The sequence below is a fragment of the Timaviella obliquedivisa GSE-PSE-MK23-08B genome (assembly GCA_019358855.1).
GTDB classification, from domain to species: domain Bacteria; phylum Cyanobacteriota; class Cyanobacteriia; order Elainellales; family Elainellaceae; genus Timaviella; species Timaviella obliquedivisa.
In genome coordinates this window covers 239542-253179 of the sequence record JAHHII010000001.1, presented here as the reverse complement: position 1 = coordinate 253179, position 13638 = coordinate 239542, and the positions used below count along the sequence as shown (strand labels likewise).

Sequence of the window (13638 nt, the reverse complement as noted above, 5' to 3'; positions counted from 1 at the left end):
TGACATAGTGATGGAGTGAGAGAATCAGTCAAAAAGACAACCTTAAAATAAGCCTGAGAAGTCATCTAAGGTAAAGCCGTCATCTTCGGGTGGAACATCGATCGCCAATAAATCCTCGGGAAATGTGAGTTCTTGATGGATAGGCGCGGCGATCGAGCGATTACCTTCCCAATTGATCGAGCCGAAAAACTGACTAACAGTTAGCTTTAAGCTGAGAGGGGCTGCGTCATCCGCCTGAGATGCTGCGCGCAACTGTTGAACTTCAGGGGGCTGGTCTTCCCAGTTAAAGCCGTTGAAGAACTGCTGAACCGTTTGTTGGAGCCAAGAACTTGTTTTCACTTGGGGCTTAGAGCCATTGGTAGGGGCTAGTACAGGGCTCATCGGAGTAACTCCCCGTCGCGCAGACGCTTTTCAATATCTTTGGCGTTCGCGCCTTCATTCATCCAAAAAGAAGCGGCATCAATCCGGTCTTGTCCGCCTAACAGAAACTTGCAGTAGGTTTCGCCCATGGAATAGCACTGGATTTCGATGCAGCCCAGTTGCTTGCGAACTAGCTCAGTAAAAAAACCTGAAAACAGTCCAGCGTAAAGATAGCAGACGGGCTTACCGACATCGCCTAAAGTCCGAGCCACGGCAGAGTCGAAAATGTTGATGAACATGAATCCTTGACGGCGATCGCCCATATCGACTTCCCAACGCCCCCAACCCTGCGAGGTGAAAGGCCACCACCAGGTTTCTAGCAAAAATAGTAGATTGGCTTGACGCATACTGCGGTCAAACTCTTTTTCAAACCATTTCTCAAAGAAGAAGGCATCTTTTTGTCCCCACTCGCAGCCAATGGTATACATAATGGCAGCCGCAGAGTCACCGACTTCTTCTTCTAGCCCTTCTACTAGCCCAATAATGAAATCTTCGGTTGTGAGCAGGTTTTGGGCACCATTCCAATCTGTGATTGTGCCTCGATCAGGGTCAAACTGGAAGAACTCACGAAACCCGTAGTGGTTATGTTTCTTAGGATGTTTGAGCTTGACGGGATGCTGGCTATCAGACGCAACGATCACCATAGGATTGTAAGGAGTGAAGAGGATATTAGAAGGAGATGAATGAGAGGGAAAAACGGGAGATCAATGCTGAAGTGTAGAAGCAAAATGTAGGGCTAGGACACAGTTCCTAAGGAACGGCGAGTTAATTCTAAAATAGGACAAACCAAGTTAGCTTGGGGGGCAGGCAAGTTTTGCTTGACAATTTCTTGTAGGACGCTGTATGTGGCGTTGCAAGCTTTTTCTGCGCTAAAGGCTCGCATGATAGTTTGAAACCAGAGAAGAAATCGTTCTCGTAAGGTTTCGGGGTCATCCATTAAAACTGCGATCGCGACATATCGTAGGACTCTGAGGGTGTCTCGTTTCCACTTGCCGCTGACATCTTCGGTGCCATTTTTGAAGAAGTTTGGGTCTTGCGATCGCAGCTTCATATAAGCTTGCTGCACTAGAGCAATCTCTACTTCTTGGAGTTTCTGGTAGGTCTGTACTCTAAGGTTGAAGGATTGAACGTAGTCTGTTAAAAACTGGAGTTCTGCGTCGCTGGCATACCGACCATCCACCTCACCGCTCAGACGTTCTAGCTGACTCAACATAGTTCGTCTCTTTACATTTTTATGAACTTATGGTGATTATTCCCGGTCTGAATTCAGTCTTAACGAACAGTCATAGTTCTCGTTAGCTTTGTTAATACTTTTGGTTTACCAAAATTTTGACGAACTTAGTGAACGGCTGAGACTTTTCCAAAACGTCGATCGCGTGCTTGGTAGGCACAAAGCGCCTGATGGAACTCTGCTCGGTCAAAGTCGGGCCAGAGGGTGTTGGTTACATATAGCTCGGCGTATGCCACTTGCCACAGCAGAAAATTGCTGATGCGCATTTCGCCGCTGGTGCGAATCAGGAGATCTGGGTCACAGGTGCCCGCTGTGTAAAGATGACGTTCAAAGATAGCTTCATCAATTTCGTCGGGTTGGAGGTGCCCTTGTTGCACTTGTAAAGCGATCGCCCGACAAGCCTGGATGATTTCTTGCCGACCGCCATAATTAGTGGCAACCCGAAACTTCGTGCCTGTGTTGTGGCGCGTCTCGTCTACAGATTTGGCAATTTCCTGCTGAAGCGATTCTGGTAAGGCATTCAGGTTACCCACAAACTCAATTTGCACATCCTCTTGCATCATTTCCCGTAGCTCTTGGCGCAGCACCCGCTCGAATAGCATCATCAGAAAATTAACTTCTTCTTGCGGTCGTCCCCAGTTCTCGGTCGAAAAGGCATAGGCGGTTAGCGCCCCAATGCCCCAGTCTTTGCAACAGCGCAACAGTTCTTTGAGGGTATCGACCCCGCGCCGATGACCCATGATGCGAGGTAAGCCCTGTTTTTTAGCCCAACGACCATTGCCATCCATGATGACTGCAACGTGCTGAGGAAGGCGATCGCGGCGCAAATCAGTGGGTAACTCTTGTAGCGTGATAGGCTTAGCTGTCATTTTTTCTCCCGAGAAGCCGATGATGAAGAGCGAAATCGTGAAAGCAATGCTTTTATTTGAGTGCGAAGTTGGCGACCCAGCGTCCGCAACTGCGGTGCAACTGCCTCACGGTCAGCACCTTGAGAGAATCGCTGCAACAGTAATTCTTTCAGTTTACTGCTGGTAAGCGGACGATTTAACGTTCCCCGTTCTGCCAGGGAAATAGACCCTGTTTCTTCAGATACAACGACACAAACACAATTTTCGACTCGCTCAGTAATTCCCATTGCGGCTCGATGGCGAGTTCCCAGTTGGCGCGAGGCGGTGCGCTCGGAAATGGGCAAAATCACCCCGGCAGAAACTACCCTTGAACCTCTAATAAACACGGCACCATCGTGTAGCAAGGTTGTAGTTTGAAAAATTGTTTGCAGTAGCTCTTTAGACACTTCTGCGTTTAACCTCACTCCGGCAACTGTAAAGTCTCGCTCATCAATGGGGCGATCGGTTTCTAGAATCAGCAGTGCTCCTGTGCGATTTTGAGAAAGCTCTTTGACAGCGTCTACAATTTCATCCATTACACTATCAGATCGAGGAATTAACTCGCGCGATGGATGAAAGAGCTGCATCACTTCGCCTCGACCCAATTGCTCCAGCAATCGCCGAAATTCTGCTTGAAGAATCAACGCCATTGCCACCGCTGAGCCAATCACCAGCATCTCTAGGACAAACGTCAGCAGTTCTAGTTTAAATGCTCGACTCAGTGCCAGCGCCAGCATCATGACAATTAAGCCGCGCACCATCCAGAGCGTTCGTCGCTCGCCAATAATGACCAGAATAATATAGGTCAACACCAGCACTAGTCCAATGTCAACTGCACGCAGAAAAACAGAATGAAGGTCAATGGCTTGATACATCCAGGATAAAGCCCATTGAAGTGGTGCCTGCAATTGCTCCCTCAGAGATGACATTTGGTAGACTCTGGATTACTCGTGCTACTGAAAGGCGAAGCGAAGATCGGCGATTCTTCACCCTTTTTCAAGCAGATGATCGGGCAAGCGATCGTGCCGCATTAAATCTTGGTAATTTTCTCGCTGAATGATAACATTTGCCTCACCTGCTTGAACTAAAACGGCTGCCGGACGAGGCAAACGATTGTAGTTAGAAGCCATGCTGTAATTGTATGCTCCGGTCGCTAAGACGACGAGGATATCTCCAGGCTGTGTAGGCGGAAGATTGGCTTCTTTAATGACAATATCGCCTGATTCGCAGTGTTTTCCGGCGATCGCCACTGTCTCTGTTGCCTCTGCCGACATTTGATTTGCCACAACTGCCCGACAAACAGCTTGATACGTAATCGGACGCGGATTATCGGACATACCACCATCAACAGTGACGTAAGTCCGGATGCCAGGAACTACTTTTTGGCTACCGACACGGTACGCCGTAACACAAGATGAGCCGATCAGCGATCGCCCTGGTTCAGCAATAATTTTGGGCAAAGGAACGTTTTGTTCTTGACAAGCTTTGACAATGTTTTCGCAAATTACTTTAGCCCAATCGTCAATGCTGGGTGGATCGTCGGCTTCGGTGTAGCAGATTCCTAGCCCGCCACCAATATCTAGTTCTCGCATAGGCAGCCCGTATTCAGCCGCTTTTTTGAACCATTGCACCATCACACCTGCCAAGTCTTGATGAGGTTGCAACTCAAAGATTTGGGAGCCAATGTGAGCATGAAGTCCAATGCAATTTAAGTAAGGCTGCTGGCTAACAAACGCGAAGACTTGCTCCAGTTGATCGGGGTCAAAGCCGAACTTACTATCTAAATGTCCAGTGCGAATGTATTCGTGGGTGTGGCACTCAATTCCAGGAGTGAGGCGTAGCATGATGCGAACGGGACGCTCTACCAATTCCACTAATGTTTTTAGCTCTAGCCAGTTATCAACTACAATCGTGCAATTTGAGGCGATCGCCAGTTGTAGCTCATCGACTGACTTGTTATTACCGTGCAGGTAAGTTAGCTCAGGCTTAATTCCTGCCTGCAATGCGGTGTGAAGTTCGCCTTCAGAAACCACGTCAATGCCTAAGCCTTCACTCGCAGCGATCGCGCAGACTGCCAAGCAGTTCCAAGCTTTAGAGGCATAGATCACTAAAGATTCACCCGGATAGTAACGCTGGAAAGCTTGCCGATACTGCCGACAAGCGGTTCGCAAAGTATCCTCGTCCAAGATATAGAGAGGGGTGCCGAAGCGTTGAGCCAGTTCGGGCACATCACAGCCACCCACTTCTAAATGGTCTTGGCTATTAACCTGAGCCGTTAGCGGCAGAAGGTGTTGATTCGGGGAAGGGTTGGGCATAGTGGGAGTGGGCAGGTACTGACGACCTGAGTTCACCCACTCTCTTGCAGGAGTCGATACCATTCGCGTTCTTAATCCTTAAAAACTTAGCTTTGCTTTGGCTCTAGAGCATTGCCCAACTGCCAATAAGTTACCAGTGTACAATCTAGGGCTGTGTGCAAACGTCAGATATTTTGAATTGACTTTAGAATTTCATGAAAGTTTTGGAGTTGAAGGCATTAGAGCCAGATCAGTTAGAGGCGGTAGTTGAGCTAGATCGGCGCAGTTTGGGAGGAATGTGGACGATTGAGGGGTATCGGCGGGAAATGGATAGCCCTAACAGTGACCTTTTGATCCTGCGGCAGACGATCTTGCCCCAGACACCTCCTGGGTCAGCGATCTCGCAGCCGATTTTGGGAGTGGGATGCGTCTGGGCAATTCTGGATGAGGCTCATATTACGACATTGGCGATCGATCCCACCTTTCAGCGACAAGGCTGGGGATCGGTAATGCTTCAGGCACTCTTAAGGGCAGCTTGGAGGCGCGGGTTAGAGTGGGCAACTCTGGAAGTACGGGTTTCTAACTTAGGAGCGATCGCTCTGTACAAAAAGTTTGGATTTGAGGCAGTGGGGGAGCGCAAAAAATATTATCAAAACCCTGAAGAAAATGCTCTAATCTTATGGCGAAAAGGAATACAGCGTTCTGAGTTTGAGCAGAAGTTAGAAGAATGGGAACAGGAAACTGGCGATCGTCTCCAAAAAAACGGATGGAGTTTGCAACATAATTAGTATAAAGCTTGACATTTGACCAGTTTTTTACAAAAATCTTTTGTCGGGAGTTAACAGCCCAGCCGGAAGTCTGTGAATGGCTCCGAGTCTCAAACTCAAACTTCTTAGACCCCTCTCAAGCACTCTTAATTCAGTGAATGTAGTTTTTCTAAGGCCTGCTAACAGCGCTTCGGTAATTACTACCCGTTACTAACCGCTTTCTTATAGCTGTTGGGCGATTTGCCTATGCTAAAATCATTGCAACGGCACGCACCAGGTACTTAGAAGGAACGCCATGTTTGAACGCTTCACAGAAAAAGCCATTAAGGTGATTATGCTTGCCCAGGAAGAGGCACGTCGCCTGGGACATAATTTTGTGGGTACAGAGCAGATCCTCCTGGGTCTGATAGGAGAAGGAACAGGCGTCGCCGCCAAAGTCCTCAAATCTATGGGCGTTAATCTCAAAGACGCTCGGATTGAGGTTGAGAAGATCATCGGTCGGGGTTCCGGCTTCGTAGCTGTAGAAATTCCGTTTACTCCTCGCGCAAAACGAGTTCTAGAGCTGTCTCTAGAAGAAGCTCGTCAGCTCGGACACAACTACATTGGTACCGAACATCTCCTCCTTGGCTTAATTAGAGAGGGCGAAGGCGTTGCGGCACGAGTACTGGAAAACTTGGGCGTTGACCTCTCGAAGGTTAGAACTCAAGTAATTCGGATGTTGGGAGAAACAGCCGAGGTCGCTCCTGGCGGTGGCTCTGGTCGCACAAAAACCCCAACATTGGATGAGTTTGGTTCTAACCTGACTCAGATGGCAGCCGACGGCAAACTTGATCCGGTTGTTGGTCGCCAGAAAGAAATTGAGCGGGTGATCCAAATCCTTGGTCGTCGGACTAAAAATAATCCCGTTCTTATTGGAGAACCAGGGGTTGGTAAGACGGCGATCGCTGAAGGTTTGGCACAGCGCATTTGCACCAACGATATCCCCGATATCTTGGAAGACAAGCGCGTAGTCACCCTAGATATTGGTCTTCTAGTCGCGGGCACCAAGTATCGCGGCGAATTTGAGGAACGCCTCAAGAAGATCATGGACGAAATTCGTCAAGCTGGGAACGTCATTCTAGTCATTGACGAAGTACACACGCTCATTGGTGCAGGCGCTGCTGAAGGCGCGATCGATGCGGCTAACATCCTCAAACCTGCGTTGGCACGGGGCGAACTGCAATGTATTGGCGCAACCACTCTAGACGAGTATCGCAAACACATTGAACGAGATGCCGCCCTAGAACGTCGTTTTCAACCCGTCATGGTGGGCGAACCTACCGTACCCGAAACGATCGAGATTTTACATGGCTTGCGCGATCGCTATGAACAGCACCACAAGCTCAAAATTTCCGACGAGGCATTAGAGGCAGCCGCCAAGCTATCTGATCGCTATATTGCCGATCGCTTCTTGCCCGACAAGGCGATCGATTTAATGGATGAGGCAGGTTCGCGCGTTCGTTTACTCAACTCTCAATTGCCCCCAGCAGCCAAAGAGCTAGACAAAGAACTGCGCCAAGTCCTCAAAGACAAAGACGATGCTGTTCGTTCCCAAGACTTCGACCGCGCAGGTGAACTACGCGATCGAGAAATGGAAATTAAGGCAGAAATTCGGGCGATCGCTCAGAACAAAAAAACTGAAGCCGCCGACGGTGAAGATTCTGCTTCTCCCATCGTGGGCGAAGAAGATATTGCTCATATCGTTGCTTCCTGGACAGGAATTCCGGTCAACAAACTTACCGAGTCTGAGTCCGAGAAACTTCTGCACATGGAAGACACGCTGCACACCCGGATGGTGGGTCAGGAAGAAGCTGTTAAGGCAATTTCCCGCGCTATTCGTCGTGCCAGAGTGGGTCTGAAGAGTCCCGATCGCCCGATCGCCAGCTTCATCTTCTCTGGACCAACAGGAGTGGGTAAAACTGAGCTAGCTAAAACCTTAGCCGCTTACTTCTTCGGTGCCGAAGATGCCATGATCCGGCTTGATATGTCGGAATTCATGGAGCGCCACACGGTTTCTAAGCTGATTGGTTCACCTCCAGGCTACGTCGGCTACAACGAAGGCGGTCAGTTGACCGAGGCAGTTCGTCGTCGTCCTTATACCGTCATTCTGTTTGACGAAATTGAAAAGGCGCACCCCGACGTGTTCAATATGCTGTTGCAAATCTTGGAAGATGGTCGCCTGACCGATGCCAAGGGACGCACCGTAGACTTCAAGAACACGATGCTAATCATGACCTCGAACATTGGTTCTAAGGTGATTGAGAAAGGCGGCGGTGGATTGGGCTTCGACTTCTCGACTGATACGGTCGATGAAGCGAACTACAACCGGATTCGTTCTTTGGTTAACGAGGAACTGAAACAGTACTTCCGTCCTGAGTTCTTGAACCGTCTAGATGAGATTATTGTCTTCCGTCAATTGAAGAAGGAAGAGATCAAGCTCATCGCCAATATTCTTCTGAAGGAGATCTTTGGTCGCCTACTGGAGCAGGGCATTACCTTAGAAGTCAGCGATCGCTTTATGGATCGTTTAATTGAAGAAGGATACAACCCCAGCTACGGAGCACGTCCGTTGCGCAGAGCCATTATGCGCCTGTTAGAGGATTCTCTGGCTGAGGAAATGCTGGCAGGTCGCGTCAAGAATGGCACTACTGCGATGGTAGATGTCAATGATGATGGTGTGGTTAACATCATCTCTGAGCAAACGCGAGAGTTGTTGCCACAGGCAGTTGAATAGTTTGTAGATTGATTATGTGAGAGAGGTTGTGGGATAGTCCTACAGCCTCTCTTTTTTGTTTAGTTTTATTGATTTAGATGGGGCGATCGCAAAACGAGGTTGAGAATGGCAGAACAGCCGATCGGTATCTTTTTTTCCTATGCTCATGCTGATGAAGAGTTGCGAAATCAGTTAGCAAAACAATTGAAGATTCTGGAACATCAGCAAATAGCGGTGACTTGGTGCGATCGCCAAATTCCTGCGGGTAGCCAATGGGCAAATGTTATTGACGATCGCCTTAACGCTGCCGACATTATTCTGCTACTGATTAGCCCCAACTTTTTAAGTTCAGACTTTTGCATGAAGGTGGAATATCCTCGCGCAATGGAGCGTCACGAAGCAGGAGAAGCCTGTGTAATTCCTGTTTTACTAGAGCCTTGTTTGTGGAAACAATCGATTTACAATACGCTGCAAGCCTATCCGAAAGACTTGGTTCCTGTGACCTGTTGGAGCAATCAAGCTGAAGCTTTGTATGACATTGCCCAAGGAATTCTAGCAGCAGTTAACTTGCTTTTACCTGCTAACAAATCTCTATCGAGCTTACCCAAACCAAGCCAACCTGAAGGATTATCCGATCAAGAGATTGAGGAGCGATATCTAGACAGCCAACGCTATGCCGTTGAAGATATGCGATCGGAAGGCATCCCTCAGCAAGAAGGCATTTTTACAACTCTGCTTGAAGAGGTGTTTGTGCCCTTAGCGCTATCCACCAGCGCCATGTTTCCCGGATTTACTCCCTCTGATCTGGAACGCTGCCTGTCTAATGGACTCAGTATTTGGGATTTTTTAGCACGAGCAGATACGGTACGGAACTGTCGGCAACTGGTGGTTTTGGCGTGGGGTGGTTATGGTAAAACGACATTGCTCAAGCATATTGCCTACATTTACAGTTCTCGACAGCAGAGTCGCTATGATGTGCCGCCTCGTATTCCGGTGTTTTTGCCGCTGCGAAAACATCGAGAGTTGTTGACGCAACCAGAGCCACCGAGTTTGCCTGAACTGATTGCTACTCATCATGCTGCTAACCTGCCAGATGGCGATGCCTTACCGACTGCTTGGGTACAGGCAAAGCTTAGATCTGGGAAAATGCTCGTGATGTTAGATGGTTTTGATGAGGTGGCAAAGCTGCAACGTCCAGCAGTGTCAGAGTGGATCAATCAGCAAATGCAGCAATACCCAAAATCAGTATTTATTGTCACTTCGCGTCCCAAAGCTTATAAAGAGCAGACGGGGGAACGTTTGGAACTGGACACCTTACTGTGGGTGCAAGAGTTTAATGCCGACCAGCGCAAAGATTTTGTAGAACGCTGGTATTTGTGCCAAGAGCGCTATAACCACGGAGGGCGTGATACCCCCAGTGTGCGCCAACTAGCCCTGCAAGCCACAACTGAATTGTTGGCACAAATTGAAGACCGAAAGGAACTTCAGCTTCGTGATTTGGCAAAAAATCCACTGCTACTGAATATGATGCTGCGGTTTCATCGGCAGTATCCGGGTGCAGACTTACCGAAGCGCTGCGTCAACCTGTATGAGGAAATTTGTCGGTTGCAACTCAAAGATCGTCCTAATGCCCGCAAGCTAGAAACGTTGTTGACTCAATGCGAGGCACAGGTGATTTTACAAATGCTGGCGCTAGAGATGATGAAACAGCGGCAAGAACGGCTAGAGCGCCATGACCTACTGCAACTGTTGGCGCAATATTTGCAAGCTCAAGCAGAAACCGTTGAGGCAACCGAGTTTCTAGAGCAGGTGGAACAGATTAGCGAACTGCTGGTGAAGCGGGAAGAAGAATACGAATTTGCCCACCTGAGTTTTCAAGAATATTTGGCAGCAACACAAATTGCGCAACAAAACCAGGAACAACTACTGTACAAGTACTTTGCCGATGACTGGTGGAGGCAAACAATTTTGCTATATGCGGCGCAAATTAAGAAACCCTCGACGCTGATCAGAAAAGCAATGAGCCTTGGCGCAACAGATCTTGCCTATACTTGTTTGCAGGCGACGAGTAAGCAGGTGGATTCTCAACTGAAGGCAGATGTAGAGCGGGAATTGACAGCGTTGAAACAAACGGTGCAAGACTCACGGTATCAGAAGTTAGAGGTATTGCTGACTGGGCAGCAGTGGAAAGAGGCAGATGAGGAAACCTACAGGTTGATGATTACAACGGTAGGTAAGGAGGTGGGGCAACACTTCACGTCAGAGGAACTTTTGAATTTTCCTTGTGAGGAGTTGAGGGCGATCGATAAGCTATGGGTTGATTTCAGTAAGGGTCACTTTGGGTTTAGTGTGCAGAAGGATATCTATGTGGCTTGTGGTGGTAAGCTAGACGGCGAAGATCCTGAAGACGAAATCTGGGAAGAGTTTGGCGATCGCGTTGGCTGGAGAAGAAACAATGAGTGGCTCAGTTATGAACAAATCAACCCATCTTTTTTGACCTCCCAAGGAATGGTTCCGACTTTGGATGCATTAGGTGCATTATGTAGAGTTTTGTGTTGTTCTCTTCTCTTGCACAAAGACTTGTGAACTGTAGCGCATCACAGTCCTAGCCATTTTTCAAAGCTTGTAAACACTTCTCTTTCACGTTAATTCCCTTCCTTTCAGCGATCCGTTACCTGGCACCGACTCAATCTAGCAGCGAGTAAGGTTTCTGGGCTAATGTATTCGGAGTCTTTGTGGTGCATAATTGAATGAAAAACCCGCCTTTGCCAACTTTAGCCCAAGCGCTAACGTGTTTTCGTATCTGTCAACAATTAACTGGACTGCTTTTACCCATTTATGTAGTGCGCCTGGACGAGCGAACAGGTAACATTTATATATTGGCTGGTGAAGAGACTCAAGCAGAAATACTCCCTAATGGAAATCCTTTATTCCTATGAGCCAACTAAACTTTGAAGCAATGAGCCAAGCTGACTTACGAGCTTACGTAATCTCTCACCCAGAAGATCAAGAAGGGTTTTACGCATTGGTCGATCGCTTTCATGCTGATCCTAGACCCAAGTTAAACTCACTTGAAGATCTCGATAAGTTACCCGAAGTTCAGCGGGCAAAGCAACGGGCTAAATAAAAATGCATCTGAATCTTCTCGCGTATTGCGCTGCAAGGCATAATAAAGATTAAAGTCTTGTAGATTAGGTCGAGGATATGGCGAAGGAAAACATCACCTTTCGGATTGACAGTGAGAAGCGATCGGCACTGGAAGCGATCGCCGCTGGGATGGAGCGCGATAGAAGCTATGTATCTCAATGAAGCATTAATTTTTACCTGGAAATGCATCAGTGGCAGATGGAGGAAATCCGCCAAGGAATCATTGAAGCAGATGCAGAAGACTTTGCAACAGAAGAAGAAGAACAAGCTGTTTTTGCTAAGTTAACGAATTCAAATGAACATGATTTTGACTCAAAAAATACCACCAAATGTAACTGAAAAAATCAGCTTTACACTGGCACTCACCGCCGAAGATCGAGTGCGATCGCGCCATCATTTCGAGTCTGACGGTCAATCTTTTTCCTTACAACTACCCAGAGGAACGGTTCTTCATCACAATGATTTACTTAAAGCAGAATCGGGCGAACTGGTGCAGATTATCGCCAAGCCTGAACCTGTCATCACTGTGACCGCCAAAACGCCCCTAGAATTGCTCAAAGCCGCCTACCATCTTGGCAATCGTCATGTTCCCCTAGAAGTTACTGCAACTCATTTACGACTCTCGCCTGATTCAGTTCTTAAATCTATGCTAGAGCAATTGGGAGCGCAAGTGATAGAAGAGATTTTGCCATTTCAACCAGAGACGGGAGCATATAGTCATGCTCAAAGCCATGACCATTAGTAATTTAGATATGCAAACAAATATAGAAAATGGGCGACCCCTTGCGGGTATCTCGAAGAGCGCGCTCTTAGCACTTTTACAATTTGTCAGTCCAGCTTTACCCGTTGGGGCTTACAGCTACTCGGAAGGCATTGAAACTTTGGTGCAGAACGGTAAGGTTGAAGATTTGGCAACGCTAGAGGATTGGTTGCAACAAGAGCTAAAGTATGGGGCGATTTCAGTTGAAGCGATCGTTTTACTCAGGGCTTATGTCTGTGTGGAGAATGGCGATCGCGATCGGCTAAAGCACTGGAACAACTGGCTTTCGGCGTTTCGAGAAACAGAAGAAATGCGGCGACAAAGTTGGCAAATGGGGCGATCGCTAACTCGTTTATTAATTGATCTTCAGCCCACATTACAACCCACTATTACAGACTGCGGAGAGAACTGTAACTTTACAGTAGCGTTTGCGATCGCGGCTCATCATTGGCAGATTGATCCACAAACAGCCGTCCTCGGTTATTTGTATAGCTGGGCTTCAAATCTGGCGAATGCGGGAGTTCGTTTAGTTCCGCTGGGGCAAACCCAAGGGCAACAGTTGTTACTTAATCTTTACCCAGTTTTAGAACAGACGGCTATAACTGCAATGAACGCTAATGATGATAATCTAAAGAACTGTGGCTGGGGACTGGCGATCGCCAGTATGCAACATGAAACGCTTTATTCCCGGTTGTTTCGCAGCTAATAAAACTTTGGAATAATCTTGGAGGAAGGCATGAGTCCATTTCGAGTTGGGATTGCCGGGCCTGTCGGTTCAGGCAAAACAGCGTTAGTTGAGGCACTTTGCAAAGCGATGCGAGACGAGTTTGACATTGCTGTCGTCACTAATGATATCTATACCCAGGAAGATGCGCAGTTTTTAGTGCGGCATGGAGCGTTGGATGGCGATCGCATTGTTGGAGTGGAAACGGGAGGTTGCCCTCATACGGCAATTCGAGAAGATGCCTCAATTAATTTAGTGGCGATCGAACAATTAGAGCGAAAGTTTACTACTCTCGATCTAGTTTTTGTGGAGAGTGGCGGTGATAACCTTGCCTCTACTTTCAGTCCAGAGTTGGTCGATCTAACGATCTACGTCATTGATGTTGCCGCAGGGGATAAAATTCCTCGTAAAGGCGGCCCCGGCATTACAAAATCGGACTTGCTTATCATTAACAAAATTGACTTGGCACCTCTAGTCGGTGCAGACCTAGGCATCATGAAACATGATTCTCAAAAAATGAGAGGAGATAAGTTATTTATCTTTACTAACCTCAAAACTATGCAGGGGCTCAATCAAATCATTGATTTCATTCGGCTGCACGCTGGTAACCCAAAGACTTGATTACCTTAACTTTCCAGCAAGAACATCAATCTACA

15 protein-coding genes are annotated in these 13638 nt (G+C 47.8%); 9 read left to right on the top strand and 6 right to left on the bottom strand.

Translation table 11 applies throughout. The features are described 5' to 3' along the window. Nucleotides 1-42: 42 nt before the first annotated feature. The 6 genes from KME11_01180 to lysA all read right to left on the bottom strand — a co-directional run bounded on the left by KME11_01180 (nt 43) and on the right by lysA (nt 4916). Nucleotides 43-381, bottom strand: a complete 339-nt coding sequence (locus KME11_01180) for a hypothetical protein (GenBank protein ID MBW4513820.1) — start codon at nt 379-381, stop codon at nt 43-45. Then, nucleotides 378-1064, bottom strand: a complete 687-nt coding sequence (locus KME11_01175) for a 4-vinyl reductase (GenBank protein MBW4513819.1) — start codon at nt 1062-1064, stop codon at nt 378-380. Before KME11_01175 ends, KME11_01180 begins: the two co-directional genes overlap by 4 nt. 92 nt (nt 1065-1156) lie before the next feature. Next, a complete protein-coding gene (locus tag KME11_01170; protein ID MBW4513818.1) occupies nt 1157-1633 on the bottom strand; it encodes a phycobilisome protein in 477 nt (158 codons plus the stop codon). Between the two features lie 125 nt (nt 1634-1758). Then, nucleotides 1759-2520, bottom strand: a complete 762-nt coding sequence (locus tag KME11_01165) for an isoprenyl transferase (GenBank protein ID MBW4513817.1) — start codon at nt 2518-2520, stop codon at nt 1759-1761. Continuing rightward, nucleotides 2517-3467 carry a diadenylate cyclase CdaA gene (cdaA, locus tag KME11_01160; GenBank protein ID MBW4513816.1) on the bottom strand — a complete coding sequence of 317 codons (951 nt, stop codon included), beginning with the start codon at nt 3465-3467 and terminating at the stop codon, nt 2517-2519. Before cdaA ends, KME11_01165 begins: the two co-directional genes overlap by 4 nt. Nucleotides 3468-3524: 57 nt before the next feature. Then, nucleotides 3525-4916 (bottom strand): diaminopimelate decarboxylase, encoded by a 1392-nt coding sequence (lysA, locus tag KME11_01155; GenBank protein ID MBW4513815.1) that lies wholly within the window; start codon nt 4914-4916, stop codon nt 3525-3527. Between the two features lie 131 nt (nt 4917-5047). On the opposite strand from lysA, the gene rimI reads away from it, so the two are divergent. The 9 genes from rimI to ureG all read left to right on the top strand — a co-directional run bounded on the left by rimI (nt 5048) and on the right by ureG (nt 13603). Further along, nucleotides 5048-5620 (top strand): ribosomal protein S18-alanine N-acetyltransferase, encoded by a 573-nt coding sequence (gene rimI, locus KME11_01150; GenBank protein MBW4513814.1) that lies wholly within the window; start codon nt 5048-5050, stop codon nt 5618-5620. A 274-nt stretch (nt 5621-5894) separates the two neighbouring features. Then, nucleotides 5895-8372 (top strand): ATP-dependent Clp protease ATP-binding subunit, encoded by a 2478-nt coding sequence (locus KME11_01145; protein ID MBW4513813.1) that lies wholly within the window; start codon nt 5895-5897, stop codon nt 8370-8372. A gap of 105 nt (nt 8373-8477) precedes the next feature. After that, nucleotides 8478-10937 (top strand): GUN4 domain-containing protein, encoded by a 2460-nt coding sequence (locus KME11_01140; GenBank protein MBW4513812.1) that lies wholly within the window; start codon nt 8478-8480, stop codon nt 10935-10937. Nucleotides 10938-11286: 349 nt separating this feature from the next. After that, the gene (locus KME11_01135; protein ID MBW4513811.1) at nt 11287-11478 is read left to right on the top strand and encodes a hypothetical protein; all 192 of its coding nucleotides are present in this window, start codon (nt 11287-11289) and stop codon (nt 11476-11478) included. A gap of 77 nt (nt 11479-11555) precedes the next feature. Then, nucleotides 11556-11660, top strand: coding sequence for a ribbon-helix-helix domain-containing protein (locus KME11_01130; GenBank protein ID MBW4513810.1), 105 nt, complete (start codon nt 11556-11558; stop codon nt 11658-11660). Nucleotides 11661-11681: 21 nt separating this feature from the next. Next, nucleotides 11682-11837: a hypothetical protein gene (locus KME11_01125; protein ID MBW4513809.1), complete on the top strand. Its 156-nt coding sequence runs from the start codon at nt 11682-11684 to the stop codon at nt 11835-11837. Continuing rightward, a complete protein-coding gene (gene ureE, locus KME11_01120; GenBank protein ID MBW4513808.1) occupies nt 11794-12240 on the top strand; it encodes an urease accessory protein UreE in 447 nt (148 codons plus the stop codon). The genes KME11_01125 and ureE overlap by 44 nt, the downstream gene beginning before the upstream one ends. 10 nt (nt 12241-12250) lie before the next feature. After that, entirely contained in the window at nt 12251-12964 is a 714-nt protein-coding gene (locus KME11_01115; protein ID MBW4513807.1) for an urease accessory protein UreF, read from the top strand. Nucleotides 12965-12994: 30 nt separating this feature from the next. Further along, the gene (ureG, locus tag KME11_01110) at nt 12995-13603 is read left to right on the top strand and encodes an urease accessory protein UreG (protein ID MBW4513806.1); all 609 of its coding nucleotides are present in this window, start codon (nt 12995-12997) and stop codon (nt 13601-13603) included. The last annotated feature ends 35 nt before the right edge of the window (nt 13604-13638 follow it).

Coding starts and splice junctions, on each gene's coding strand:
- KME11_01180 (MBW4513820.1), bottom strand. CDS start 381: ATGAGCCCTGTACTAGCCCCTACCAATGGCTCTAAGCCCCAAGTGAAA.
- KME11_01175 (MBW4513819.1), bottom strand. CDS start 1,064: ATGGTGATCGTTGCGTCTGATAGCCAGCATCCCGTCAAGCTCAAACAT.
- KME11_01170 (MBW4513818.1), bottom strand. CDS start 1,633: ATGTTGAGTCAGCTAGAACGTCTGAGCGGTGAGGTGGATGGTCGGTAT.
- KME11_01165 (MBW4513817.1), bottom strand. CDS start 2,520: ATGACAGCTAAGCCTATCACGCTACAAGAGTTACCCACTGATTTGCGC.
- cdaA (MBW4513816.1), bottom strand. CDS start 3,467: ATGTCATCTCTGAGGGAGCAATTGCAGGCACCACTTCAATGGGCTTTA.
- lysA (MBW4513815.1), bottom strand. CDS start 4,916: ATGGTATCGACTCCTGCAAGAGAGTGGGTGAACTCAGGTCGTCAGTAC.
- rimI (MBW4513814.1), top strand. CDS start 5,048: ATGAAAGTTTTGGAGTTGAAGGCATTAGAGCCAGATCAGTTAGAGGCG.
- KME11_01145 (MBW4513813.1), top strand. CDS start 5,895: ATGTTTGAACGCTTCACAGAAAAAGCCATTAAGGTGATTATGCTTGCC.
- KME11_01140 (MBW4513812.1), top strand. CDS start 8,478: ATGGCAGAACAGCCGATCGGTATCTTTTTTTCCTATGCTCATGCTGAT.
- KME11_01135 (MBW4513811.1), top strand. CDS start 11,287: ATGAGCCAACTAAACTTTGAAGCAATGAGCCAAGCTGACTTACGAGCT.
- KME11_01130 (MBW4513810.1), top strand. CDS start 11,556: ATGGCGAAGGAAAACATCACCTTTCGGATTGACAGTGAGAAGCGATCG.
- KME11_01125 (MBW4513809.1), top strand. CDS start 11,682: ATGCATCAGTGGCAGATGGAGGAAATCCGCCAAGGAATCATTGAAGCA.
- ureE (MBW4513808.1), top strand. CDS start 11,794: ATGAACATGATTTTGACTCAAAAAATACCACCAAATGTAACTGAAAAA.
- KME11_01115 (MBW4513807.1), top strand. CDS start 12,251: ATGCAAACAAATATAGAAAATGGGCGACCCCTTGCGGGTATCTCGAAG.
- ureG (MBW4513806.1), top strand. CDS start 12,995: ATGAGTCCATTTCGAGTTGGGATTGCCGGGCCTGTCGGTTCAGGCAAA.